Here is a 24845-nt window from a genome sequence, read left to right as displayed (position 1 = left end):
TCCCAGGAGTCCGCAGCCGCCTTACTTAGTAGAGCTTCGTCTCCGGGGTGTAGCCTTCCACATTATCCTTCACGCGCTGCAGGAACCGTCCGCTGATGACTCCGTCCAGAATCCGGTGATCCAGCGACAGACAGATATTCGCCATCGAACGTACGGCAATCATATCATTGATGACGACAGGCTTTTTGACAATGGATTCAAAAGTCAGAATTGCCGCCTGCGGATAGTTAATTATCGGATAAGACAGAATCGAGCCGAACGAGCCGGTGTTGTTCACCGTGAATGTGCCGCCCTGCATATCGTCCAGACGCAGCTTGCCCTCCCGTGTCTTGAGTGCCAGTTCGTCGATCTCGCGGGCCAGCCCGGCGACATTCTTCTGATCGGCTTTTTTGATGACCGGCGTCATGACGGAATCCTCTGTGCCTACAGCCAGCGAGATGTTGATGTCGCGTTTGACGATGATTTTGTCAACGGCCCAGACGGAGTTCATGATCGGGTAATCCTTGATCGCACTGACCACAGCCTTCATCAGAAAAGCGAGATAGGTCAGGTTAATGCCCTCTTTGCGCTTGAACTCATCCTTCAGCTTGTTGCGCAGCACCACCAGATTGGTCACATCGACCTCGATCATCGTCCAGGCATGCGGGATCTCTGAGACGCTCTGGCGCATTCTTGTAGCGATCGTATTACGGATCGGCGTAACATCGATCAGATATTCCGAGCTGCTGCCCCGTCCGCCTTCGATCTCAATCGTCGGAATCTTCGGTGATTCGCTAAGGTGCAGGCCGGAGTTACGGACCTGCTGATGCTCATCATGTACCGGCTGGAACACAGGCTGCAGCGCAGCGGGTGCAGGAGCGGCGTCAGGTACAGGCGCAGCTGCAGGGGCTGCTGCGGGTGCCGGCGGCTGAACGGAGGCGCCGTTCTCCAGGAACGTGAGCACATCCTTGCGTGTGATACGTCCGCCCAGGCCGGTGCCCGGCACGGCCGCCAGGTTGATGCCGTGCTCGGCGGCCAGCGTCTGCACAGCCGGAGAGTAACGGGCCCGCATTGGAGCTGCGGCGTCATAAGCCGCAGCGGGCATGGGCGGCCGCGCGGCGGCATGGGCCGCCTGCGGGGCGGTGCCGGATGCCGCAGCCGGGGCAGCGGCAGGTGCAGTGGCGTCACCGGAAGCTGCCGGTGACGGGGCCGCAGCGGCTGGCGCAGCGGAGCCAGCCACTGCGATGCGGGCGATGATCTCGCCGACGCTGACCGTCTGGCCCTCTTCGGCCAGCAGCTCGGCCATGGTGCCGTCTACCGTTGCAGGCAGCTCCGCGTTCACCTTATCCGTGATCAGCTCGCAGATCGGCTCATATTGCTCTATCGAATCACCCGGCTGCTTCAGCCACTTCCCGATAGTCGCTGACACCAGCGATTCAGCCAGCTGCGGCATAATTACATCCGTCAGCGTTGTATTGTCAGACATAATGTCACTCCTTAATGTTTTGTAAGCGTGGACTTCTTGAATTTACTTCGTACAAAACTGCTTCGGAAGCATAGGCTTAGTTTTGTAAGCGTGGACTTCTTGAATTTGCTTCGTACAAAACTGGCTTCGAAAGCCAGCCATGAAATCCTGCACTTAATACAACATTCGCTCATACAAATCTGCCCAAAATCAAAAATGTTGCTCAAAACGCAGCAATTCTCTTCATTCGGGCGGCTGAGCGGACATATTGTTGTATTTCGTGCAGCATTCTTCCCAATTCACTGTATATTTCATATCCAAGTTGCACTTTCTGCAATATTCTTGCTCGGGTCCCGGTCGCGGTGTCCAGGTAGGATGAACTATTGAACTTAATACTGCGCCAGACGCAGCATCTCAGCCTTAACCTTATCCTTGCTGAGCAGGAAGAACTTCTCCATCGGCGGTGAGATTGGCATCGCCGGGACATCGGGTCCGCACAGGCGGAAGATTGGGGCATCGAGGTCGAACAGACAGTGCTCGGCGATAATCGCAGCCACTTCAGCGCCGATGCCCCCGGTCTTGTTGTCCTCATGGACAATCAGCACCTTGCCGGTCTGCCGGACAGCGGCGATAATCGCCTCGCGGTCCAGCGGCTGGAGGGTGCGCAGATCCAGGATATGTGCGGTTACGCCATGCTCCTTCTCCAGCTCCTCCGCTGCCTGCATCGCAAAATGCAGCGGCAGGCTATACCCGATCACCGTAATATCGCTGCCTTCACGCAGCAGATTCGCTTCACCAATCGGCACCGTGTAGTCGCCTTCCGGCACATCGCCCTTGATCAGCTTGTAGCATTTCTTGTTTTCGAAGAACAGCACCGGATCAGGATCACGGACAGCGGCCTTGAGCAGTCCCTTCGCATCTGCAGCCGAATAAGGAGCCACAATCTTAAGCCCCGGCGTGCCGAAGAAGATCGACTCCGGGCACTGCGAATGGTACAGCCCGCCGAAGATGCCGCCGCCGATCGGCGCACGGATGACGACCGGACAATTCCAGTCATTATTGGAACGGTAGCGGATTTTGGCGGCTTCACTGATAATCTGGTTCGTTGCGGGCAGCATGAAATCCGAGTACTGCATCTCGGCAATCGGCTTCATGCCGTACATCGCAGCGCCGATGGCCACCCCTGCAATAGCAGATTCCGCAAGCGGCGTATCCAGTACCCGTTCTGCGCCGAACTGCTCCTGCAAGCCTTTGGTCGTTGTGAAGACGCCGCCCTTCACGCCGACATCCTCACCCAGCACGAACACCGACTCGTCACGTTCCATCTCTTCCTTCATCGCCAGCCGGATTGCATCGATATATTCCATCATCGCCATGGCTTAAGCGCCCCCCTTCAGGCCGGATTCATCGTAGACATGCAGCAGCGTATCTTCCGGTTTCGGGAACGGCGCATTCTCCGCGTAGGTTATAGCCTCTTTCAGTTCAAGATTATATTCGGCAGCCAGATCACGCTCCTGCTCGTCACTCCATAGACCGAGTCCGGTCAGATAAGTGCGGAACGCGGCGATGCCGTCTTTTTTCCAGTTCTCATCGACTTCCTCCTGGGTCCGGTAAGCCAGATCATTATCCGAAGTGGAGTGCGGCGACAAGCGGTACATCATCGCTTCAATCAGGGTCGGGCCTTCACCGGCAAGCGCACGTTCGCGGGCTTCTTTCACTACGCGGTACACCTCAAGCGGATCATTGCCGTCCACCCGGATGCCGGGGAAGCCGTAGCCGAGCGCACGGTCGCTGACCTTGCCGCCAAGCTGCTTGTGAGCAGGAATCGAGATCGCATACTGATTGTTCTGGCAAAAAATAATCATAGGCAGCTTATTCACACCGGCAAAGTTACACGCTTCATGGAAATCCCCCTGGTTGCTGGAGCCTTCCCCGAAGGTAACGAAAGAGACGAACTTCTTCTTCTGCATCTTCGCCGCCAGCGCGAAGCCTGCCGCATGCGGAACCTGGGTCGTGACCGGGCTGGAGCCCGTTACAATCCGCAGGCGCTTGCTGCCGAAATGGCCCGGCATCTGCCGGCCGCCGCTGTTCGGATCTTCCGCCTTGGCGAAGACGGAGAGCATCAGCTCGCGCGTGGTCATTCCGACAGAGAGGACAAACGCATAGTCCCGGTAATAGGGAAGGAAATAGTCATTCTCCCGGTCCAGTGCAAATGCCGCCGCGACCTGTGCCGCCTCCTGCCCGATGCCGGATACATGGAAATTGATCTTGCCCGCACGCTGCAGCAGCAGACTGCGCTCATCATATTTCCGTCCGAGCTGCATGAATCTGTACATATCGATAACCTGGCCGTCTGTGAGTCCAAGCTGCTTATGTCTGTTAACGGTGTCTACAGTACCTTGGGATTCCATATAAGAGGTACCTCCTAAAAAGTATTGCCGGCGCTCAGCTTCCAGCCCCGCTATCTCTAACAGGTTCAGGATGCGTCCGCCAGGCGGGTTGACCCTAATACTAAATATATATGCCCTGATCCTATCACCAGGTACTAAATCCATTATAATCTTTTTCGCGGCAAAAAGAAAAGCCAAAATCCCTCCGCCAAGGCAAGGCTCTGGAACCGAACAAATATAGCCGGTATGGAGCGATATCAGCGCATTACGCGCCTCCCGCTCCCTCCGGCCTTCTTGTTAAGCTCTCTATCGCACGCTAGAATCCGATTGCTCTTCCATCCACCGCCAGCATCGCCTCGCCCAGCACCTCCGACAGTGTCGGATGAGCATGTACAGCCTCCCCGACCTCCCAAGGTGTAGCATCCAGGATCTGGGCCAGCGCCGCTTCGCCGATCAGATCGGTCACATGCGGGCCGATCATCTGCACACCGAGGATATCCCCGTTCTTCGCGTCAGCCACTACCTTCACGAAGCCGTCCTTCATGCCGTAGACAATGGCTTTGCCGATGGCGGAGAACGGGAATTTGCCGGTCACCGTCTCACGGCCGAGCTCCTTCGCTTCCTTCTCTGTGTAACCGACACTTGCCACTTCCGGCCGTGTATAGACACAGCGGGGAACCAGATGAGTCTCATATGGATGGAGCGCTTCGCCCGCCAGATGGTTGACCGCACGGATGCCTTCATGGCTGGCCGCGTGAGCCAGCTGCAGTCCGCCGATACAATCGCCAATCGCATAGATATGCGGCTCACCCGTCTGCATATTGGCATTTACCGCAATGACACCTGTATCGAAGCGGATATCTGTGTTTTCCAGTCCGAGATTCTCGATGTTCGCCACGCGTCCCACGGATACGAGCAGCTTATCAGCCGATAGACTCTGGCTCTGCTCCCCCTTGCGGGCTTCAATCGTAATCCCTGTCTCCGACACTGTGCAGGTCTCGGCATCCACCGTTGTTCCGGTGAGCACCCGGACTCCGCGTTTCTTCAGCAGACGCAGCAGCTCGCGGGCCACCTCTTCATCCTCCTGCGGCAACAGCTGCCCGGCTGCCTCGACGACAGTCACCTGCACTCCGAAATCAGCCAGCATGGATGCCCACTCCACTCCGATTACCCCGCCGCCCACAATAATAATCGAGGCCGGTAGCTCCTCAAGCGTAAGCGCCTCTTCACTGCTCAGAATCACCTTGCCGTCAGGCACCAGGCCAGGCAGAATGCGCGGACGCGAGCCGGTAGCGATGATGAGATTCGTGGAGACCACGGTCTCCATCTCGCCATTCTCCATTTCTACAGCTACAGCGCCGCTTCGCGGGGAGAAGATCGAAGGCCCGATGATCCGGCCTTTGCCCTTCAGCACCTGAATCTTGTGCTTGCGCATCAGATACTGCACCCCCTGATGTAGCTGCTCTACTACCGCTTCCTTGCGCTGCTGCACTTTGGGGAACACCAGCTTGGTGCCCGTAGTCTCTATACCGTAGCTTTCGCTCTCGTTGATTTCAGCCAATACCTCTGCACTGCGCAGCAGTGATTTGCTGGGAATACAGCCGCGGTGCAGGCAGGTTCCGCCCAGCTTGTCCATTTCAATAACGACAACGGATTTGCCCAGCTGCGCAGCGCGGATCGCTGCCACATAACCGCCGGTGCCTCCCCCAAGTATCGCCACATCACAGGTCATTGTCATGATATGTATCCTCCAGTCATTCCTCTTGAATTCAGTTCAATCTATTATATTGTACTCTCTTTCGGGAGTAATACAAAACATACAAACGTCATGTATTCATGGACTTTTGCAGGTTAAAGCGTTATCATATGGGTGAATTCAAACGGCTGCGAAGAGGAGCGACTGTGATGAAACTGCTGATTTCACGCTTCATTGCCATCCTTATTCTGGTGATCCCCGGCCTCCTGGCGATGACGGGCTTCCTGATGATGAAAGATGATCTGTTCAACTATTTCGCCATGCATGGCGATGAGACTGCTATTCCCAAATTTGCGTGGCTGCATTTCGGCGGCGGCCTGCTTTTATTCCTGGCGGGCATGACCTTCCTCGGCGGCTGGATTCTGGCCCGTGACCGCAAAAAGAACTACGTTGGCCCCCGCTTCCGGGAGAAGCAGCAAGCACAGCAGCCCCCGTCCTCCGAAGCCCGCTCCTAATTATATTCCATTGAAACAGGGGATGCCTCAAGCCATGAACGAACCGGCTGCTGAGGCATCCCCTTGTTAGTAGCTATCGAACTTTTAACTGGAGGACTCCCGATCCACGCCAGACACCGCGTGAACAGCACGCTGTACTCTGTGAGAGTGCGCTACGAGTCTATCGTTCAAGCATTACGTGCCTGTTACTCAAGTGCTAAGTGCATTTTGTACAACTAAAATGCTCGGATCAGGCCCATTGTGAGGTTTAGCTGCACTTCGTACACTTATAAATCTCTACATTGCGTTTAAAGACTAATGTGCCTGATCTTAGTTGTACGGAATACATCTATGCCAGCTTATTCGTTAATCCGCAGCATTATAGCTGCACGAAATACAACTATCCGCGAGATAAGAGATACGGTTCACAGGTATGTGATACGATATTAGAGCTTACGAACAGCACAATTGCACAATGTACAACAGAAAAGGGTAATCTCCAGCAAAATTCAGAAGCTATTGCACTTCGTACAGTAGAATTCGAACAACCCCCACTTTTCTGCTCAAATCAGCAAAATCTAATGTACCAAATACAGTAGAATACCATTTTCCACTCAAAAATCAGATTTCTACTGCACAAAATACAGTTACCTTACCAATTCCACCGCCGTAGCCTCTACGTACAGCCTTCAACGCAAGTGTGAGCATTAGCGTGAGCATCAGCATTAGCGTGAGCATCAGCGCCAGCATCAGCGTTACACTTCCCGTGCTTCACCCTCACCATGCCTCACTCATGCCTCAACCATCTCTCATCCTTACTCCCCGGCCGCGTCCTTACTTCCCCGCACCAGCTGACTATAGAGGCCGCCCTGCCGGAGCAGCTCCTCATGCGAACCCTGCTGAAGCAGGCGTCCGCCCTCAAGCACCAGGATGCGGTCGGCTGCGCGGATCGTGCCCAGCCGGTGGGCGATCACGAAGCTGGTCCGGCCGCGCATCAGCGCCTGGAGCCCTTCCTGAATTTTGATCTCGGTCACCGTATCGATGCTGCTCGTCGCCTCATCCAGCACCAGCATAGACGGATTCGCCAAAATTGCCCGGGCAATAGCCAAGAGCTGCTTCTGTCCCTGGCTGATACCGCTGCCGTCCACAGACAGCATCCGGTCGTAGCCGTCCTGGAGTCTCATGATGAAGGCATGGGCATTGGCCAGCTTCGCAGCCTCCTCCACCTCTTCATCGGTTGCATCCAGCCGGCCGTAGCGGATATTATCGCGGATCGTACCTTTGAACAGGAAGGAGTCCTGGAGGACGAAGGCCATATGGCTGCGCAGACTCTCACGGGTGACCGTTGACAGCTCCCGCCCGTCCAGCGTAATGCTGCCCCGGCTCGGATCGTAGAAGCGGGACAGCAGGCCGATTAGCGTCGTTTTGCCAGCACCGGTAGGTCCGACCAGCGCAATCATCTCACCGGGCTTCGCTTCAAATGAAATATCCTGCAGCGTATCTGCCCCCCCATCATAGGAGAAGGAGACCTCCGAGAACTTCACAGCGCCCTCAACATGCGCAAGCTTCACCGCCGCGCCCTCATCCCGGGCCTCGGTCTCTTCATCCAACACCTCGAAGACGCGCTCCGCACCGGCGATCGCCGACAGCAGCGTGTTCCATTGGTTCGCCAGATCATTCAGCGGCCGGGTGAACTGGCGGGCATATTCGGCAAAAGCGATAATAATCCCCACCGTCACCAGCCCGCGGATTGCAAGCAGCCCCCCGACTCCGGCCACGATGGCAAAGCTCAGATTGTTCAGACCATTCATCAGCTTAGGAATGAAGCCCGAAATCGATTGCGCCCAATACCCCGACAGCATAATCCGTGTATTGCGCTCTCTGAAGCCGGTAATTACCCGCTCCTCCTGCGAGAAGGCTTTGATAATCCGCTGTCCAGACAAGGTCTCTTCGATGAACCCGTTCAGCTCACCCATATTCCGCTGCCGCTCCTTGAACAGCGGGCCGGTCCGCCGGGTGATCCAGCGCATCCCCAGCATCATCAGCGGCACCACAATGAAGGTTAGCAGCGTCAAGAGCGGACTGAGCCATAGCATTACGCCAACCGTTCCCACCAGCGTCAGGATACTGGAAAAAATCTGAATCGCCGAGCTGTTCAGCGTCGAGCTGATATTCTCGATATCATTGGTCAGACGGCTCATAATCTCTCCCTGCTGCCTGCGGTTGAAGAAGGAGATCGGCAGGCGGTGCAGGTGTGAGAACAGATCCGTCCGCATCCGGTAGACCGTCTCCTGGGCCACTTCGATCATCCAGACATTTTGCAGCCAGGAGACCAGGGAATTCAGCAGGTAGACGAGCGCCAGCACCAGCAGGAAGAGGCCCCACGTTCTTCCGCCCTCCCCGCCCAGATAGTCGTCCACTGCCCGGCTGATCAGGTAGGGTCCAAGGAGCGACAAAGCTGAGCTTAGTAGAACCATGAACAGCACCAGTAGCAGCTTTGTCCGGCGTTCAGCGAGATAAGTCCATATACGTCCTAATGTGCCAGACCAGTTCTTGGCCTTCGCCTTCGGCTTCCGGCTGCCCATCGCCCCGAAGACCTTGGCTTCACCGTGGCCTACTTCCAGCTTCGGATAGCGGAACGGCTCAATGAGTGCTTTGAACATGCTGCCCCTCCCCTGTCTGCGATTGATAGATTTTGCGGTACAGCGCGGACTCATCCATTAGTTCGGAATGGGTCCCCTGCGCAATGAGCCGGCCTTCGTCCAGCAGCAGAATTAGATCCGCCGAAGCAGTGGAGCTAATTTTCTGTGTGATCAGGAAGGTCGTGCAGGACAACTTCTTCAGCTCTGCCAGCAAAAGCCCCTCCGTCACCGCATCAAGCGCACTGGTGCTGTCATCCAGAATCAGGATCGCCGGTCTGCGCACCAGCGCCCGTGCAATGCTCAGACGCTGCTTCTGCCCGCCCGACAGATTAACTCCGCGTTGCCCAAGGGCAGTATCGTAGCCCTGCGGCAGCCCGGCAACTGTGTCATGAATCTGCGCTGCCGCTGCTGCCTGCTCAATCTCTGCCTGACTCGCCGCTGCATTTCCCCAGGCTATATTCTCCCGGATCGAGCCGGTGAATAGCAGCACCTCCTGAGGTACATAGCCAATCGAGCCCCGTAAGGTCTGCATATCCATCTCCGTATGCTTCTGTCCGTCCACCAGGATGCTCCCGCTGCCGCATTCATACAGCCTGGGAATCAGCGTTACCAGAGAGGATTTGCCTGAGCCGGTCGCGCCCATAATCGCCACGCGTTCCCCCGGCTGCACCGTGAAGGAGATATCGTCAAGCACCTTAATATCACTGCCGGGATAGCTGAAGCTGACCCGCTGGAATTCAACCTTGCCTTGAACAGCTGACGCAAGACCTTCTCCAGAAGTCATACCCAGCTCGCCCGGGCCATCGCTTGCCGCCATCACTTCAGTGACCCGTCCCGAAGACGCCCGTGCGCGGGAGAAGCTGACCATAATCCAGGATAGCGCTGATAGCGCTCCCATCGTCCGCAGCGAGTAGTTAATGACAGCAACCGTCTGCCCCAGCGTCGCATCCCCTGCAGAGATCTCAATCCGCCCGAACCACAGCACAGCCAGAATCCCGGCATTGACGATGATCATTATGAACGGGGTTGAGGTCTCAGTAAGCCGCAGCGCAGCAATAGTCGATCTCATCAGCTCTCCGCTGAATGTTGCGAACCGTCCAATCTCATGGCCCATCCGCACAAATACACGGATCAGCCGGATTCCGGTCAAATTCTCCTGAATCACACCATTCACGCCGTCGAGCCGGCTCTGCACATTGCGGAACAGCTCGGACGCTCTGCGCATCAGCCAGATCATGAAAATCACCAAAAACGGCAGCGTCACGGTCAGCAGCAGCCCCAGCTTGATATGTACAACAAGCGCCATAATCACGCTTCCGATCACAACCAGCGGAATACGGGTCATGAACCGTAGCCCCATGAATATCGTATCCTGAATTTGTGTTACATCCCCGGTAAGGCGGGTGATCAGGGACGAGGTAGGGAAGCGGCTAAAAATATCGTAAGAGAACGACTGTACCTTTTCATACAGCTTGTCACGCAGGTCGAATGCAAACCCCTGGCTGACATGCGACGCAAAAAAGGAGCTGAGTATTCCCGCCAGAAACGCCACAGCGGCACTCCCTACCAGCACCCCGCCCCACAGCCAGACGACAGCCGTGTCCTGTTGCCGGATACCGTCATCAATGATTTTGGAGATCAGCAGCGGCTGCGACAGCTCCACGGCCAGCTCAATCAGCATCATGACCAGCGCGGCAATGGCGGCGACCCGGTATTTTTTAAGAAAAGTCAACATTAGCTTCATCGAAGATACCCCATTTGCTTATTCGTAGAGCGCATCCCGCAGGCGGGTAGACATGGCAGAGCCTTGTCCCGACTTCAAAATGACCCGGCGCAGTGCCTTGTTGCTGCGGTTCAGCTCGGTGAGCTCGGCCAGCATGTCTTCCAGTAAATTCTCCGTATCGGGGATGAGCTCCCCCTTCTCCTTCAGCGCATGGATCCGTTCCTTATATTGCTCCAATTTCTCTGTCACCTGACTAACTTCCCTTCTGTTCACTATATTCTCCTGCTGAAGACACAATTGCGTTCATTATAGCACATCCCGGGCGGAAGCAATGTTTGCACTGGCTACTCCGGCCCCGAGTATGATACTCTAGAAAGGTCGATTTTTGGGTCGTGTTGCAGATTAGCTCAACAGTGAAAGGATAGATGGACGTGGCACAATTATTTTTCAGGTATGGAGCTATGAACAGCGGCAAATCCATTGAGATTCTCAAGGTTGCACATAATTATGAAGAGCAGGGCAAGTCGGTGCTCCTCTTCACACCTTCCATTGATAACCGGGATGAAGTGGGATACATCTCCTCCCGGATCGGACTGCGCAAGCAGGCCATTCCTATCGACGAGCAGACCGATATCTACAGCATTGTCAGCAGCAGTCTGCCGAAGCCGCACTGTGTACTGATCGACGAGTGCCAGTTCCTGAGCAAGGACTGCATCCTGCAGCTGGTGCGTATTGTGGATGAGCTGGACATTCCGGTGATGGCCTTCGGCCTCAAAAATGATTTCCAGAACAATCTGTTCGAAGGCAGCAAATATATGCTGATCTACGCCGACAAGATTGAAGAAATGAAGACCATCTGCTGGTTCTGCGCACGGAAAGCCACCATGGCGCTGCGGGTCGAGAACGGCAAGCCGGTATACAGCGGCAAACAGATCCAGATCGGCGGCAATGAAGCCTATTACCCGGTCTGCCGTAAATGCCACAAGAATCCTCCATTGTAAAATACCCTAAAACAGAACATTAAAACGCACTCCAGCCCTCAACAGGCCAGAATGCGTTTTTTTGTGTGCCAGTCTATTGAACCGCTTGAAGCGCCCTGTGCTCATCCTCCTTGAGGACGAACAGATCATGCTGGATCGTAGCCTTCCCGCCGAAGTTAGCACGCCGTGTGGTCTCTCTCATTCCGCCATTAATCCGGGAACGGTGCGGGATGCCTGCTGCTGCAAGGCGGCTTTTGACCCGGAGATATTGTCCCTGATCGAACGTGGTGTATATTAACGTGCGCTCCCTCGGGACGAAGAAATGCCAGATGCCTCTAAGTAAGCCCACGTGCGTCACCTCCCTTTAGTTCAAATAACGTTCACGAAGAATCCGCAGATGATGCCGCTCATGTCCAATGATCAGAGCAATCTGCGCTCTAACCGACATCGCAATGCCATTGGAGCTGCCTGTACGGGTATAATCATTATCCACCAGACTGTCTACCAGCGCCAAGGTGGACTCGCGGACGATCCGGTAGTGCGCAATCATCTCTTGCAGCGTGAAGCGGTCGAACGCCCCGGCAGCCGCATAATCATTCTCCTCATAGCCCGGCAGCGGCGCCTGTTCTCCCCTCGCAAAACAAAGCAAGCGGTAAGACATAATGCGGTCATTATCCGTCAGATGCCCTAGCATTTCCTTGATACTCCACTTCCCGGGGGCATAGCGGTAGGCCCCTTGCTCCTCTGTCAGCCCGCCAAGCAGAGCCAGCACCTCCTGAGTCTGCTCTCTTAGAATAACGCCCAGTGCTCCTTCCGGCGGCACCAGTGTAATATATCTGGACTGAAATTCGGTATACTCTCCTTGCGCAGGACGCTGATCCATGGTAAAAACCCCTCTCCAAACCAATTTTTAAGAAATATTTGCCGGATTGTGTCAAAACCTGTTGTTGTATCTTAGCCTATTATGTATAATATCACCAGGATTACAGATTTGTTAATCTATTTCCCGGGAGTGTAAGCATGCTGGATTTTGTGCTTTATATGGTGTTTTCCATTCTGGAAGCATACGCTATGTTTTATTTAGCTTTCAAAGCTTTTAAGATTGATATTTATCCAAAAGAGATGTTATTTGCTGGATTTATACTTTCATTCTTCTCATATGTCGTTCGGATAAATTATTCAAAATTAGAAGTTGATATTATCTTACAGTATTGCTTAATTCTATGTTTCTTTTGGTTGCTTTTTAGAATACATATATTTTACTCAGCAATATTAACTGGTATGACATACCAAGCCTACACATTCATCCAATTGCTTTATGCACTCTTCTTTAACAAAGTTGGTGTATTATCAGAAAAAACCTTTCTTGGATTGGACTTAACCACTTACTTTTTGCAGCTTTTAACGGCTTCCACAGCTATCTTCATCGGATATTATATTGGTTATAAGCGCAAAGGCTTCGACTACGTGCCAGATAAACCTAATGGCTCTATTAAAATTAGCAAGCGCGAAAAATTGTTGTTTATTCTGAATCTCCCAACAGCCGCGGTTGTAATTTCTATAATGCATTTTTTCAACTCAGGATACTTCATCACTCTACCCTTACTATATTTTGCACTAATGTTTTGTTATATTTATTTATCTTATAAAAAGGATAGAAGTGGGCATGAATACACTATGTTTTAAGATTGCCTCTATGATAAAACGAGCCAATCCCCAGGAAACCAGTTCCATTGAGATCATGCAATATTCTCTCAGTATAATACTTAACTCCCTGCTTATTATATTCATATCTTTTTTCATTGGGTGGTCAACTGGAAGTATTGCAACAACTGCCATTGCCCTATTTGGTTTCGCTATTCTTAGATTTATATCTGGTGGTAAGCATCTAAAATCTGCAACAGCTTGTAATATTATCTCCATCATTTTATGTTCTTCTTTGCCTCATATTACATTCCTATCTGAACAACACTTTATACTTATTAATATGTTCTCTTTGATTATAATTGTGATATTCGCGCCTAACCCTGATGCCAATGTGCATGTTCCTTTACGCTATTATCCATTATTAAAAGTATTATCAGTGTTAATGGTTAGTTCTAATCTTTTTATTCAATCCCATGTTCTAGGACTCGCTTTCTTCGCTCAGTCCTTAACTATAATTTCATTGCCCAAAAAGGAGACAGTCAAGTGAAAAAGAACTTTGCACGCTATTCATCCGTAATTTTGACTTCATCAGCACTGTTCTTTACGAAAATACTGAAAATTTGGATTCACAGCCCGGAAGCACCAAAAGAATTACGTAAGTAATTACACAAGGATGGGGAGTACATGCGTGTCTTACTAAACGACGGCTCATCCCGCAATATTGAGGATGAGGAGATATTGTATTTCTCTAACCATAAGAATACGATATTTGTCCATACGAAAGAAGGCGAATTTGTTCTCCCTACCACTCTTTCCGATTTGTACATAGCTTACGGAGGCATGGGCTTTGAACGTCTTGACCGCAGCAATGTAGTCAACATTGGCAATATTGACGGTTATGATCCGGAACGGAAGATTGTTCTGTTCAATCAAGGGGAACAATTTGCAACGGTATCTGAATCCAATGAACCACGTATCCGCAGATTTTTGGCTTTGCATAAGAACGAACCACAGTCATAGAATGTAAAGAGAGCAGCGATCCTTTTTATAGGTTCGCTGCTTTTTTGTAGTCATGAAAGGCTAAGAGAAACAAAATCAACTATTATCACATATTATCCAACTTATGTAAAGTAAAATTCAGAGGGCGAATGACAGCAGACGGATTATATTCCAGATGGTACCATTTACATAGAAGCATTTCATTAATATCTTAATTATCTTTTCCACTACTCTCAACCATGATGGAGGAATACAATGGATACTTACTTTCATCCTTCTCCGCGCCCCTCATCACTTGAGCTATTGTCTAACGAACAATTAATGAACATCTACGAATTGGCGCTGGAAGCCAAGGCTTCACCGGATTTTATCCAGATTATCAGGAATGTTCTCACCACGCGGAATCTTTCAGGAACCCAACATCATTAGAATGCGAAGCTCTCCACCCATAGGATATACCTCCACAGATGCCAAAAAACCATCCTCCACAATGTGTGGGGATGGTTTTTGGTGAGCAACAAGCTTACGCCTACTCGATGATTTCGGTCTTGAACACATTCTCCAGCTTCCCGCCGAGCCGCTTCTTGAGGGGAACCTTGATATCGCGTCCCAGCTCTTTGAAGAAGGTCTCGGCATCACATTTGACGTTCTGGGCCATAGCAATGACGGTTCCATCGGCAACGATATTCTGATTCACTTCAAGCGGCACATCTACTTCAATATCGTATTTTTTGGTCAGTGTCTTGATGTATCTTGCAAAAATCTCCAACAGCTCTTCGTTGTTGAAATTCTCGATGGCCGCTTTCCCTTTGCTGGTGAACTTCATATTGATTCTCATGATTCTTATCCCCTTTTCTGTCTAACCATTTGTAGTTTGTTTATGGATCAAGATGAATAGATGGCTGCAAGAAAGGGCAACATTATTCATTTTGCAAGCACGCTAAGCCGGGCCCTTCTTTACTTGTACACGCCCTTGATCTGTTGTACTTTGAACTGGGTGAATTCCTTCAAGGCCTGAATGACCTGATCCTGTTCCTCTTCCTTCAGCTCGAAGATACCTTCACGCAGCCATTCTCCGAATAAGTATGCCTGACGCCCTTGGCGCGGCTGCCTGCGGAGACTGTCCAGACTTCCCTCGAATATATCGTTAAGCACATCGGTCAGGTTGTACTTCTCGATCTTCTCTATAACCATTCCTGCCCCATATTCCGTCTCATAAACGATGACCTCGTCAGAATCAAAGGAAACATATGACGTTTCTTTGTCTTCCTTCGCCCGGAATTCCTTCAGCTTGTTGAACGCCGTCTCGTAAATGTAGTCCTGGGACTGATTATGCTTAGGCAGCTTGTAGCCCTGCTTCAGCGTCTTGATGTACTCAATATCAGGCATATAGTCGGCCAAATGATACATCCGGTTCTTGAGATCCCCTCCGAGTGCTTCAATGATCTTATCCAGGTTATCCTTAAGCGGGATACTCTCTCCCCGTTCAATCTTGCTGAGCTGTGAATAACTGATGCCGCTCTTCTCTTCCAGCCCCCTGAGGGTTAACCCCCGGGCCTTCCTGAAGTGCCGGATGAAATTCCCCAGCTCATCGGGGTAATTATCGAAATCGTTCATAAGAGCCACCTCTACCTATATCATAACACAAGACAACAATTTGTGTTTCATAATAACAATTGTTTGTGTAAATTCTTTAGGCGAGAAGCGTAAAACCCTCCATATCCCCTTAATATATGGGGTTAATTCCCATAAATGAGAACCATTCTAATCCGTTTTCCTTATTCTCTCAAATAGACCCCAATCTTATCCGATATAACCTAATGTAAACTTAATACCACAACTGGAGGAATGTTCATGTCTTACACAATGGAAGTCAATCTTGCAAAAAACCAGGTGATCGTTAGAGCCTACGGCCTCACTGAGAGTGACGTACCCGCCTACATAGCAGATTTTGAAAACGCTCTGAAGCAGCTGAAGCCAGGCTTTACCGGAGTAACTGATGTGACAGGTTCCCCAACCGTGCTCTCTCCTGAAGTAGCCGCAATGCTCGCTCCCACCGGTGACCGCGCGGTAGAAGCAGGAGTAGGCGGCTGGGTATACGTTGCAGACTCCCCAGTCTGGAAAATGCAAATGAAAAGACTGTTCGGCAAATTCGCCGTGCATTATCCTACATATCAAGAAGCCGATGCTTACCTGAGCAGTCTGGGCAACCAGTCCGTTAATTAAGGTATATGAAATATAAGCTTATATTTATAACAAAACCGACCAAGCAATGGCTTGGTCGGTTTCTTTTACATAACAGTAGCAGCCATTCCGGTAACTAGCGCCTATAGATTCACCACATGTAATGACCTAGATGTTTTTTGTTATTCCTTAATACTCCGGCCAAGGACGCCGCACACAATATAATATAGAGTCCTAGGAAAAGCGGCATGGACAGGACCGCCTTACGCTCAACAATCCCCATTCCAATAAAAGTCATCCCTAATATGAGATAGGGCAGGACCATCCCTCTTTGAAAAGAGGCCCGCTCCTCCTTACTCAAACTATCCCTAACGGATTGTCGAAGGAACACATCAAGTCCAAAAAAGTGACAAGCCGCTTGTGTGAGCATCCAGATCCCTAAAAGAATCTGCGCTATGATTTCTCCCACCTCCTTTGCTTATCCCTTCATTATAAACTAAAAAAAGCCACTCCATGAAGGAGTGACTTGATTTGTTACTTATTCAATTGACATTCGGGCCATGCGGCTGCATGTGAGCACAATGTATGCTGTTTTCCGCATACAAACATCCCCGTATAAACCCTCACGTATCCAGATCCTAACCCTTTCAAGAAACCTTATGCTCAATCCGCAGCTTATCCGCTACCATGGCAATAAATTCCGAGTTAGTTGGCTTGGATTTGGAGATATTAATGGTATAGCCGAACAGGTGGGAGATGCTGTCGATATTGCCACGGGTCCAGGCGACTTCAATCGCATGGCGGATGGCGCGTTCTACGCGGGAAGGCGTGGTCTTGAATTTCTCGGCTATAGCCGGATACAGCGTCTTGGTGATGGCACCAAGGATCTCAATGTTGTTATAGACCATGGTGATGGCTTCACGCAGGTACTGATAGCCTTTGATATGCGCAGGGACGCCGATTTCATGAATGATTGAGGTAATATTCGCGTCCAGGTTCTTGCCCTTGGACAGCGGAACCACATTACTGGAAGATCTGGAAGAAGAATAGCCGGACATGCTTCCGGAAGTGCTCATACTGCCCTGCGTGCCAACCAGCTGGCGCACACGGTTCGCCAGAACCTCCATGTCAAACGGTTTCAGAATATAATAAGAGGCGCCAAGCTGAACGGCTCTCTGCGTAATATTCTCCTGGCCAAAAGCGGTCAGCATAATGATCTTGGGCTGCGGGTTCAGATCCATATCACGCAGGCGTTCCAGCACGCCGAGGCCGTCCAGATGCGGCATAATGATATCAAGAATAAGGACATCGGGGATCTTACGTGCTCCGCTGAGCATCTGTAGTACCTCTTCCCCATTATAGGCAATGCCTGTTACGGTCATATCTTCTTGTTCAGTAATGTACTCGGCGAGCAAGTTCGTGAACTCCCTGTTATCATCGGCCAACAACACTTCAATATTCTGCACTGGCTACTTCCTCCTTATATATCTGCTATTCAGAAAATAATGATCATCTTCTCTCCCTATAACTTTCGACATCAGGTTTGAATATCCTTCTGTCGAAAATTATTTTTCTTTATTTTTTTTCGGTGTTGATTTATAATTAAATATTTTGTTTCACGTTTCGAGAATAATCGCTGCCCTTCGACAAAAAAATCTTAAGGCTAAACCGCCTTAAGATTGTATTGAGGCTCCTGATCCTGTTGAACCACACCGGAGTCCCTGAGCATCCACTCAATGAAGCAGCCATACCCTGACTTGGGATCATTGACGAACACATGGGTCACTGCACCGATTAGACGGCCGTTCTGGACAATCGGGCTGCCGCTCATTCCCTGGACAATCCCTCCGGTCTTATCGAGCAGACGCGGGTCGGTGATGCGCAGCACCATACCCTTAGTAGCAGGGGTCTGCTGACGGGCCACATGGATGATCTCTACGTTGAAGCGTTCGACCTGCTGACCATCGACAACGGTAAGAATTTGCGCCGGTCCTTCCTTCACTTCAGTGCTCATGGCCACCGGAATCGGCTCCTGATATAGGCTGTGCTCAGGATTACGGGTCATTTTACCGAATATTCCGAAATCCGTGTTGCTCTCCACATTCCCGAGAACCTGGCTTTCCTTCAGAAAATGGGCCCGTTTCTCCCCAGGATCGCCATCCTGGCTCTTGGAGATTGAAGTGACGCTGGACTGCACGATATGGCCGCTGCCGACCACAATCGGTGTACCTGTGTTCATGTCGGTGATGACATGCCCAAGGGCCCCGTACACACCCTGCTTCGGGGCGTAGAAAGTGAGGGTCCCTACACCAGCTGCGGAATCACGGATGTAGAGCCCGAGCCGCCACACCTTGTCTGTGCGGTCATACGCGGGCTTTAGCTGAGCTGTGTGCTCTTTACCGCCGCGTTTGTAGACGATGCTTAAGGAATCATTGCTCCGGCCGGCTTGCTCGACCAGCCTTGCTACCTTCGATACCTCGTCCAGCTTCACCCCGTTAATGGAGATCATCAGATCGCCGGGCAGGATGCCGCTGTTCTCGCCTGGTGAAATCTTGGACTGCTCCGATACTTCAATCAGATGATGACCTACCACCAGCACGCCTGCCGACTTCACCTTCACGCCAATCGTCTGACCTCCGGGGATGACCTTAAGTTCACTCTCGGTTCCCTGTACCGCCCTAAGCGGCTGATGTTCAAGCGGTGCTGCGTGGATCTGTGAGGGTCCCGTTATGCCTGATAAACTGAGAAAGAAGGCAAATAAAAGGCCGGGCATTAACTTCCTGAGGTTAGGCTTCAATGGCTGTCACACTCCCTTTTGCTTCTTTCGCTTGACGAAAAAGGTGGTCGCCAATTGCGTACCTATAAGATAACCTTGCCCTCAGGCTTTTATTACTGTCAATCATTGTCCCGCTTAGCTTGCAGCTGCCTTGCTGGCCTCGGCCAGACCCAGCATCTCCTGCGCGTGATGCAATGTTTTTTCGGTAATTTCCACACCGCCCAGCATTCGGGCCAGCTCCATTACGCGGCCTTCGGCCGAGAGCGAGTCCACCTCAGTCATCGTGCGTCCGTCTTCGACTTTTTTGGCAATCAGATATTGATGATCTGCCATACAGGCCACCTGCGGCAGGTGGGTAATGGAGAACACCTGGCAGGTGGAGGACAGCTTATACAGCTTGTCCGCGATGGACTGGGCCGCCCGTCCGCTGACCCCGGTATCCACCTCATCGAAGATAAGGACAGGAATCGCATCATGCCGCGCAAAAATACTCTTCATCGCCAGCATGATCCGCGACAGCTCTCCGCCGGAGGCGATCTTGCCCAGCGGACGCAGCGGCTCGCCGGGATTCGGGGAGATCATGAATTCAGCACTGTCGATCCCCTGCCGGGTCAGACGGTACCGCCGTCCCTGATACTCCATGCCGCGCGGATCTTCGAGCGTCTCCATCTTCACCTGGAGGGAGGTCCGTTCCATCTGCAGGTCCTTCAGCTCTCCCTCGACCTGTGAAGCAAGCTCAGTTGCACACTGCCGCCGCGCTCCACTCAACGCTTCGGCTGACTCCATTAAGATATGAAGCAGGCCATCGCGTTTGGCCGTTAATTTCTCAATATATTCGTCCTTATTCTCCAGAAGATCCGTCTCCCGCTCAATCTGCTGATAATACTCCAGAATCTGCTCCACGCTATCCCCGTATTTGCGCTGCAGTCCGGTGATCAGATCCAGCCGGTTCTCAATATCCTCCAGCCGTGCCGGATTGAATTCGATCTCTTCACGGTAGTCGCGCAGCTGAAACGCCGCATCCTCCAGCTGGTAATAAGCCGACTGCAATTGCTCGAAGACTGCCCGCAGACCCTTCTCGTCATACCGCACCGCATCTTCAAGCCTGGAGATTACATTGCCAATGGACTCCAGCCCTTGCCTGTCATACAGCAGCTCGTATGCGCCGGATACTGAATCCATCATTTTCTCACTGTGGGATAGTTTTACCCGTTCTTCGGCAAGTAATTCATCTTCTCCCGGTTTTAGTCCCGCAGCAGAAATTTCCTCCAGCTGAAAACGGTACAAATCAAGCATCTGATACGCCTTTTGGCTGGATTCCTGAAGTTCCCGGAGTTCTTTTTCCACTTTGGCGAAGGCTGTATATTTCTCCTGATAATCCGCTTTGAGCGGTCCGATTACCGCCTCCCCATAGGTATCCAGCAGACCCAGGTGACGTTCAGCCTTCAAAAGGTTCTGATGCTCATGCTGTCCATGAATATTGACCAGCTGCTCCCCGATTTCGCGCAGCATGCTCAGATTGACCATCTGACCGTTCACGCGCGAAGTACTCTTGCCCTGGGAGGTAATCTCCCGGCGGATCACCAGATGCTCCTCACGTTCTGCCCCGATGCCCAGCCGCTCCAGCGTATCCCAGACCGGGTGACTTCCCGGCAGGCTGAAAAGCGCTTCCATTTCGGCCTTCTCACACCCATACCGGATGGAGTCAGCGGAACCGCGTCCCCCGGCAATGAGTGCAAGCGCGTCGATGATAATTGATTTTCCGGCACCGGTCTCCCCTGTAAGGACATGGAACCCCGGATAAAAATGCACATCCACCGCCTCAACCACGGCCAGATTGCGTATAGACAATGTCTCTAACACGAATACAGCACCTCCGACATGATGATTGCCTGTCTGCCCGTAAGCAGAACTACGATATATAGCCCATAATTTGTGAAATAACGTCCTTGCTGTCCTCCGGCTGGCGGCAGATTATCAGAATAGTGTCGTCTCCTGAGATCGTACCCATAATTTGCGGCCAGTCGATATTATCGATCAGCGCAGCCACGGAATTGGCCGTTCCCGGCAGACATTTCATCACCACAAGATTCGCGGAATAGTCGATTTGTACAAAGTTGTCCACCAGCACCCGCTTCAGCTTCTGGGTCGGGTTGTAACGCTGGTCGGTGGGCAGGGAATACTTGTAACGCCCGTCATCCATCGGAACCTTGATCAGCAGCAGTTCCTTGATATCACGGGATACGGTAGCCTGTGTAACTTGAAAACCCGATTCACGCAGTGCCTCCACCAGATCATCCTGGGTTTCGATTTCCTTTTGCGAGATAATTTCTCTAATCTTGATATGCCTGTGTCCCTTCATTGTTGCCTCCCGTATTTATATAGTGCTTAACTGGATTCTCCGTCGTCCTTGCCGAAATTAATTACATGAATGTTGGAATTCACCGTATCCACATAGAGTACCCCGCTGCAATCCGGGTAGATCAGCAGATAGGGGAGGATGTGGTCCCGGAGTCCGCTGCCGGTGAATTCAAGCTCCTTGCGGGGGCGGGACAGGATGACCAGATAATAATGCTCCTCATTCCTGGTGGCTACATAATCAATGAACAGCCTGCTGTACATCGGTGCCCCATTCACCTGAAAAGACAGCGGAATCTTCAGCTTGCCGCCGATGACCTCATATCCCGCATCCTCCAGCAGAGCGATGGACGGATGGGACTGAATGACCTTGTTGATCGGCACCCGGTCCTTCATGAAGGAACCCGGGGACCCCTGCAGCCAGATATAGATTCTATAAAGGATAAAGATTGCCGCCGCCAGTCCCATAAGTGCCACTACAGCCTTGTCCGAGCTCGCCACTCCCATCACCTCGGTGAATCTATTCGCGCGAGGGCGGGTGAAATCCTGCTTCGGTCTGACAATCTGCCGCTAATTTCCGGTTCAAGGCGGCCAATAAATTCTTATATTAGGCAGCAAAAGAAACTCATCGCTTGGATGAGTTTCCATGGCCCGCAGCGCTGAAGGTTGCATTCGCTTCCTTAATGACCGAGTCGGCAAGCGCGGCGAAATTATTCGGCTGTGCTTCAGCCGCAGAAGTCTGCTGCACTGAAGGCTGCTCCGCAGCCTCAGCAGGCAGCAGCTTCCAGTGTGCCAGAAATTCAATATTGCCTTCCCCGCCGGTAATGGGGGAATACGTCAGTCCTGCAAGCGTGTAGCCCAGTTCGGCTGCCATGGACAGTACGTTTATCAGCACCTCCCGGTGAACAGCCGGTTCGCGCACAACTCCAGACTTGCCCACCTTCTCGCGGCCGGCTTCGAACTGCGGCTTAATCAGCGCAGCGATATCAGCAGGACGGTTCAGCAGCGCCATAAGCGGCGGCAGGATGATCTTCAGTGAAATGAAGGAGACATCGATACTTGCAAAGTCAGGTACCGGTCCCTTCAAATCGGGCGGGGTCATGTAACGGAAGTTGGTCTGTTCCATTACGGTTACCCGTTCATCATTACGCAGGCTCCAGTCGAGCTGGTTATGTCCCACATCGATCGCGTACACATGGGCCGCCCCGTTCTGAAGTGCACAATCGGTGAAGCCTCCTGTGGAGGAGCCGATATCCAGCATGTTGCGACCGGTCAGCTCGATGCCGAACTGCCGCAAGGCCTTCTCCAGCTTCAAGCCTCCGCGGCTGACATAGGGGTGCAGTGCTCCCTTGACTCTTAGGACAGAGCTGCGCAGCACCTTCATCCCCGGCTTTTCTATCCGTTCTTCGTTCGCAAGCACAAGCCCCGCCATAATGGCAGCCTTGGCCTTCTCCCGGCTGTCGTAGAAGCCTTGCTCCACTAACAGCACATCAATTCGTTCCTTAGGGTGTTCCATGTTCATCTCCCGATCACTTCGGTCCGCCTTCCGCCCCTGCCCTTACGAGGTGGAAGTTGACTTATAGGTATAAGTGCTAAGACCCTTCATTGACTTTATACGTGCGCACACGGCTTCAACGGTAAGGCCGGTTTCCTGGCGTTGCTCCTTAATCGATCCATGCTCGACGAAAATATCCGGCACGCCCATCAGGTGGACATGCGCATCGTATATCTCATGCTCTGCAAAGAACTCCAGCACCGCACTGCCAAGGCTGCCGGCCTGGCTCGCTTCTTCCAGCACCACCATCCCTGTTCCGGCATGTGCCAGATCAAGCAGCATGGTGTTATCCAGCGGCTTCAGGAAGCGCGCATTCACAACACCGACCTGAATCCCTTCACGCTTCAGCACTTCTGCCGCCTCTTCAGCAACCTGAACCATCGGGCCGCAGGCAAGCACGGCATAATCCTCACCAGGACGCAGACGTTCCCAGGTGCCGATAGGCAGACTGTGCAGCTCAGCATCCATAGCCACACCCGTGCCGTTAATCCGCGGATAACGGTAAGCAATCGGTCCTTCATTATAGTCCAGCGCCGTCTTCATCATGTGGCGCAGCTCATTCTCATCCTTCGGCATCATAAGCACCATGTTCGGGATATGACGCATAAAAGCGATATCGTACACGCCCTGATGGGTCTCCCCGTCCGCGCCGACGAAGCCCGCACGGTCAATGGCGAACATAACATTGGCATTATGGCGGCAAATGTCATGAACGATCTGATCATAGGCACGCTGCATGAAGGTGGAATAGACGGCAAATACCGGCTTCATGCCTTCCATAGCCAAGGCCGCACATAATGTGGCGGCATGCTGCTCCGCAATCCCGACATCAATCATCCGGTCCGGGAATTCCTTGGCGAACGGGAAAAGTCCCGAGCCGCCCGGCATCGCCGGTGTTACGGCAATCAGCCGCTTGTCCTGATGCCCCAGCTCAATTAACGTCTGTCCGAAGACTTCCGTGTACATCGGATTGCCGACAGCTTGAAGCACCTGGCCAGATTCGATTTTGTAGGGGGAAATACCGTGCCATTTATAGGAATCGACTTCCGCCGGTTTGTAGCCCTTGCCTTTGGTGGTAAGCACATGCACCAGCACAGGCCCAGATACATTATCCGCCTGATGGAAGGTGTCGATCATCTTCTCCAGATCATGACCGTCCACGGGTCCCAGATAGGTAAATCCGAGTTCTTCAAACAGAACGCCGGGCACCAGCATGTTCTTCAGGCCGTCCTTCACATTCTGCGCAGTCTTCGCCAGACGTCCGCCGATGGCCGGAATTTTCTTCAGCAGGCCTTCGACCTCGTCCTTGGCCCGCAGATAATGACGGTCTGAACGGATCTTGCTTAGATAGTTATGCATAGCCCCTACATTCGGAGCAATCGACATTTCATTATCATTAAGGATAACCATCAACTTGCGGCCCTCATGTCCAATATGGTTCAAGGCTTCAAAAGCCATACCGCCGGTAAGGGCACCGTCGCCGATCACGGCAATTACCTTATTGTCTCCGCCCTTCAAATCACGGGCCATCGCCATACCCATGGCTGCGGACAAAGAGGTACTGCTGTGTCCGGCTTCCCAGACATCATGCTCGCTCTCTGTACGTTTGACGAAGCCGCATAATCCGCCGTGCTTGCGCAGTGAATCGAACCGGTCCTGGCGGCCGGTTAATATTTTGTGGACATACGCCTGATGCCCTACGTCATAAATCATTTTGTCCCGTGGACTGTCATAACAGTAATGCAGGGCCAGTGTAAGCTCCACGACGCCCAGATTGGATGCGAGATGCCCCCCTGTTACAGACAGCTTCTCGATCAGAAACTGGCGGATCTCCTCCGCAAGTGCAGCCAGTTCCCCGACTGATAGAGATTTAAGTTGCTGAGGATCATTTATTTGTGGAAGCAGCACGAGTATTCCCCGCTTTCCTAGATGTTGTAAAATATAAACCCCATTATAA

At 52.1% G+C, this 24845-nt stretch carries 25 protein-coding genes; 7 read left to right on the top strand and 18 right to left on the bottom strand.

Annotated features, from left to right (window positions below; all coding sequences use genetic code 11):
* Positions 1-25: 25 nt before the first annotated feature.
* From C173_RS29575 to lpdA, 4 genes are all read right to left on the bottom strand, one after another.
* Positions 26-1465: a dihydrolipoamide acetyltransferase family protein gene (locus C173_RS29575; protein ID WP_036732002.1), complete on the bottom strand. Its 1440-nt coding sequence runs from the start codon at positions 1463-1465 to the stop codon at positions 26-28.
* Positions 1466-1833: 368 nt separating this feature from the next.
* A complete protein-coding gene (locus C173_RS29570) occupies positions 1834-2820 on the bottom strand; it encodes an alpha-ketoacid dehydrogenase subunit beta (protein WP_036698320.1) in 987 nt (328 codons plus the stop codon).
* A 3-nt stretch (positions 2821-2823) separates the two neighbouring features.
* Complete coding sequence (locus tag C173_RS29565; RefSeq protein WP_036731999.1) at positions 2824-3855, bottom strand: thiamine pyrophosphate-dependent dehydrogenase E1 component subunit alpha; 1032 nt, start codon at positions 3853-3855, stop codon at positions 2824-2826.
* Between the two features lie 295 nt (positions 3856-4150).
* On the bottom strand, positions 4151-5572 hold the full coding sequence (lpdA, locus tag C173_RS29560) for a dihydrolipoyl dehydrogenase (protein ID WP_036731996.1): 1422 nt from the start codon (positions 5570-5572) through the stop codon (positions 4151-4153).
* Between the two features lie 167 nt (positions 5573-5739).
* On the opposite strand from lpdA, the gene C173_RS29555 reads away from it, so the two are divergent.
* Complete coding sequence (locus C173_RS29555; protein WP_036731993.1) at positions 5740-6045, top strand: DUF2627 domain-containing protein; 306 nt, start codon at positions 5740-5742, stop codon at positions 6043-6045.
* Positions 6046-6839: 794 nt separating this feature from the next.
* Here the strand turns inward: C173_RS29555 and C173_RS29550 are convergent.
* The 3 genes from C173_RS29550 to C173_RS29540 are packed head-to-tail and all read right to left on the bottom strand — an operon-like array spanning position 6840 to position 10638.
* On the bottom strand, positions 6840-8687 hold the full coding sequence (locus tag C173_RS29550) for an ABC transporter ATP-binding protein (RefSeq protein ID WP_036731990.1): 1848 nt from the start codon (positions 8685-8687) through the stop codon (positions 6840-6842).
* Positions 8668-10410, bottom strand: a complete 1743-nt coding sequence (locus C173_RS29545) for an ABC transporter ATP-binding protein (RefSeq protein ID WP_036731987.1) — start codon at positions 10408-10410, stop codon at positions 8668-8670. Before C173_RS29545 ends, C173_RS29550 begins: the two co-directional genes overlap by 20 nt.
* A gap of 18 nt (positions 10411-10428) precedes the next feature.
* Positions 10429-10638, bottom strand: coding sequence for a hypothetical protein (locus C173_RS29540; protein WP_036731984.1), 210 nt, complete (start codon positions 10636-10638; stop codon positions 10429-10431).
* Positions 10639-10820: 182 nt separating this feature from the next.
* On the opposite strand from C173_RS29540, the gene C173_RS29535 reads away from it, so the two are divergent.
* Positions 10821-11390: a thymidine kinase gene (locus tag C173_RS29535; RefSeq protein ID WP_036731981.1), complete on the top strand. Its 570-nt coding sequence runs from the start codon at positions 10821-10823 to the stop codon at positions 11388-11390.
* A 73-nt stretch (positions 11391-11463) separates the two neighbouring features.
* On the opposite strand, the gene C173_RS29530 is transcribed toward C173_RS29535, so the two are convergent.
* Both C173_RS29530 and C173_RS29525 read right to left on the bottom strand, forming a co-directional pair.
* Entirely contained in the window at positions 11464-11718 is a 255-nt protein-coding gene (locus C173_RS29530) for a hypothetical protein (protein ID WP_036731977.1), read from the bottom strand.
* A 15-nt stretch (positions 11719-11733) separates the two neighbouring features.
* On the bottom strand, positions 11734-12252 hold the full coding sequence (locus tag C173_RS29525) for a DinB family protein (RefSeq protein ID WP_036731975.1): 519 nt from the start codon (positions 12250-12252) through the stop codon (positions 11734-11736).
* 137 nt (positions 12253-12389) lie between these two features.
* Between C173_RS29525 and C173_RS29520 the strand changes: the two genes are divergently transcribed.
* The 4 genes from C173_RS29520 (at position 12390) to C173_RS33985 (ending at position 14444) form a co-directional block, all read left to right on the top strand.
* Entirely contained in the window at positions 12390-13055 is a 666-nt protein-coding gene (locus C173_RS29520; protein ID WP_036731972.1) for a hypothetical protein, read from the top strand.
* Positions 13036-13563, top strand: coding sequence for an accessory gene regulator B family protein (locus C173_RS35730; protein ID WP_036731970.1), 528 nt, complete (start codon positions 13036-13038; stop codon positions 13561-13563). The genes C173_RS29520 and C173_RS35730 overlap by 20 nt, the downstream gene beginning before the upstream one ends.
* A gap of 137 nt (positions 13564-13700) precedes the next feature.
* A complete protein-coding gene (locus C173_RS29510) occupies positions 13701-14036 on the top strand; it encodes a LytTR family DNA-binding domain-containing protein (protein ID WP_036731968.1) in 336 nt (111 codons plus the stop codon).
* A gap of 234 nt (positions 14037-14270) precedes the next feature.
* Positions 14271-14444: a sporulation histidine kinase inhibitor Sda gene (locus C173_RS33985; protein WP_081751395.1), complete on the top strand. Its 174-nt coding sequence runs from the start codon at positions 14271-14273 to the stop codon at positions 14442-14444.
* A 100-nt stretch (positions 14445-14544) separates the two neighbouring features.
* Here the strand turns inward: C173_RS33985 and C173_RS29505 are convergent, their stop codons facing one another.
* Entirely contained in the window at positions 14545-14853 is a 309-nt protein-coding gene (locus tag C173_RS29505) for a hypothetical protein (RefSeq protein WP_036698353.1), read from the bottom strand.
* A gap of 119 nt (positions 14854-14972) precedes the next feature.
* Positions 14973-15632, bottom strand: coding sequence for a helix-turn-helix domain-containing protein (locus C173_RS29500; protein ID WP_036731967.1), 660 nt, complete (start codon positions 15630-15632; stop codon positions 14973-14975).
* Between the two features lie 237 nt (positions 15633-15869).
* Between C173_RS29500 and C173_RS29495 the strand changes: the two genes are divergently transcribed.
* Positions 15870-16241: a hypothetical protein gene (locus C173_RS29495; protein ID WP_036731966.1), complete on the top strand. Its 372-nt coding sequence runs from the start codon at positions 15870-15872 to the stop codon at positions 16239-16241.
* A gap of 605 nt (positions 16242-16846) precedes the next feature.
* Here C173_RS29495 and spo0A read toward each other — a convergent pair.
* The 7 genes from spo0A to dxs form a co-directional block, all read right to left on the bottom strand.
* On the bottom strand, positions 16847-17665 hold the full coding sequence (gene spo0A, locus C173_RS29485) for a sporulation transcription factor Spo0A (protein WP_036731960.1): 819 nt from the start codon (positions 17663-17665) through the stop codon (positions 16847-16849).
* A 197-nt stretch (positions 17666-17862) separates the two neighbouring features.
* Entirely contained in the window at positions 17863-18972 is a 1110-nt protein-coding gene (gene spoIVB, locus C173_RS29480) for a SpoIVB peptidase (RefSeq protein ID WP_081751394.1), read from the bottom strand.
* A gap of 138 nt (positions 18973-19110) precedes the next feature.
* Positions 19111-20838 (bottom strand): DNA repair protein RecN, encoded by a 1728-nt coding sequence (gene recN, locus C173_RS29475; RefSeq protein ID WP_036731954.1) that lies wholly within the window; start codon positions 20836-20838, stop codon positions 19111-19113.
* Between the two features lie 49 nt (positions 20839-20887).
* Positions 20888-21337: a transcriptional regulator AhrC/ArgR gene (gene ahrC / locus C173_RS29470; RefSeq protein WP_036698370.1), complete on the bottom strand. Its 450-nt coding sequence runs from the start codon at positions 21335-21337 to the stop codon at positions 20888-20890.
* 26 nt (positions 21338-21363) lie between these two features.
* Positions 21364-21834, bottom strand: a complete 471-nt coding sequence (locus tag C173_RS29465) for a hypothetical protein (RefSeq protein WP_235192067.1) — start codon at positions 21832-21834, stop codon at positions 21364-21366.
* A 124-nt stretch (positions 21835-21958) separates the two neighbouring features.
* Positions 21959-22849 (bottom strand): TlyA family RNA methyltransferase, encoded by an 891-nt coding sequence (locus C173_RS29460; RefSeq protein WP_036731950.1) that lies wholly within the window; start codon positions 22847-22849, stop codon positions 21959-21961.
* Between the two features lie 42 nt (positions 22850-22891).
* Positions 22892-24796, bottom strand: coding sequence for a 1-deoxy-D-xylulose-5-phosphate synthase (gene dxs, locus C173_RS29455; RefSeq protein WP_036731946.1), 1905 nt, complete (start codon positions 24794-24796; stop codon positions 22892-22894).
* Between the last annotated feature and the right edge of the window lie 49 nt (positions 24797-24845).

This window comes from Paenibacillus sp. FSL R7-277, from assembly GCF_000517965.1.
Taxonomy (GTDB): Bacteria; Bacillota; Bacilli; order Paenibacillales; family Paenibacillaceae; genus Paenibacillus_AQ; species Paenibacillus_AQ silagei.
This window is presented reverse-complemented; position numbering and strand designations above follow the sequence as displayed.

Bases quoted from the DNA above. Each gene is read 5' to 3' on its own strand.
- spoIVB (WP_081751394.1), bottom strand. From the start codon at position 18,972: ATGCCCGGCCTTTTATTTGCCTTCTTTCTCAGTTTATCAGGCATAACG.
- C173_RS29500 (WP_036731967.1), bottom strand. From the start codon at position 15,632: ATGAACGATTTCGATAATTACCCCGATGAGCTGGGGAATTTCATCCGG.
- C173_RS29555 (WP_036731993.1), top strand. From the start codon at position 5,740: ATGAAACTGCTGATTTCACGCTTCATTGCCATCCTTATTCTGGTGATC.
- lpdA (WP_036731996.1), bottom strand. From the start codon at position 5,572: ATGACAATGACCTGTGATGTGGCGATACTTGGGGGAGGCACCGGCGGT.
- C173_RS29510 (WP_036731968.1), top strand. From the start codon at position 13,701: ATGCGTGTCTTACTAAACGACGGCTCATCCCGCAATATTGAGGATGAG.
- C173_RS29525 (WP_036731975.1), bottom strand. From the start codon at position 12,252: ATGGATCAGCGTCCTGCGCAAGGAGAGTATACCGAATTTCAGTCCAGA.
- C173_RS35730 (WP_036731970.1), top strand. From the start codon at position 13,036: ATGAATACACTATGTTTTAAGATTGCCTCTATGATAAAACGAGCCAAT.
- C173_RS33985 (WP_081751395.1), top strand. From the start codon at position 14,271: ATGGATACTTACTTTCATCCTTCTCCGCGCCCCTCATCACTTGAGCTA.
- C173_RS29495 (WP_036731966.1), top strand. From the start codon at position 15,870: ATGTCTTACACAATGGAAGTCAATCTTGCAAAAAACCAGGTGATCGTT.
- C173_RS29570 (WP_036698320.1), bottom strand. From the start codon at position 2,820: ATGGCGATGATGGAATATATCGATGCAATCCGGCTGGCGATGAAGGAA.
- ahrC (WP_036698370.1), bottom strand. From the start codon at position 21,337: ATGAAGGGACACAGGCATATCAAGATTAGAGAAATTATCTCGCAAAAG.
- C173_RS29575 (WP_036732002.1), bottom strand. From the start codon at position 1,465: ATGTCTGACAATACAACGCTGACGGATGTAATTATGCCGCAGCTGGCT.
- C173_RS29460 (WP_036731950.1), bottom strand. From the start codon at position 22,849: ATGGAACACCCTAAGGAACGAATTGATGTGCTGTTAGTGGAGCAAGGC.
- C173_RS29550 (WP_036731990.1), bottom strand. From the start codon at position 8,687: ATGTTCAAAGCACTCATTGAGCCGTTCCGCTATCCGAAGCTGGAAGTA.
- C173_RS29505 (WP_036698353.1), bottom strand. From the start codon at position 14,853: ATGAGAATCAATATGAAGTTCACCAGCAAAGGGAAAGCGGCCATCGAG.
- C173_RS29565 (WP_036731999.1), bottom strand. From the start codon at position 3,855: ATGGAATCCCAAGGTACTGTAGACACCGTTAACAGACATAAGCAGCTT.
- C173_RS29520 (WP_036731972.1), top strand. From the start codon at position 12,390: ATGCTGGATTTTGTGCTTTATATGGTGTTTTCCATTCTGGAAGCATAC.
- C173_RS29545 (WP_036731987.1), bottom strand. From the start codon at position 10,410: ATGAAGCTAATGTTGACTTTTCTTAAAAAATACCGGGTCGCCGCCATT.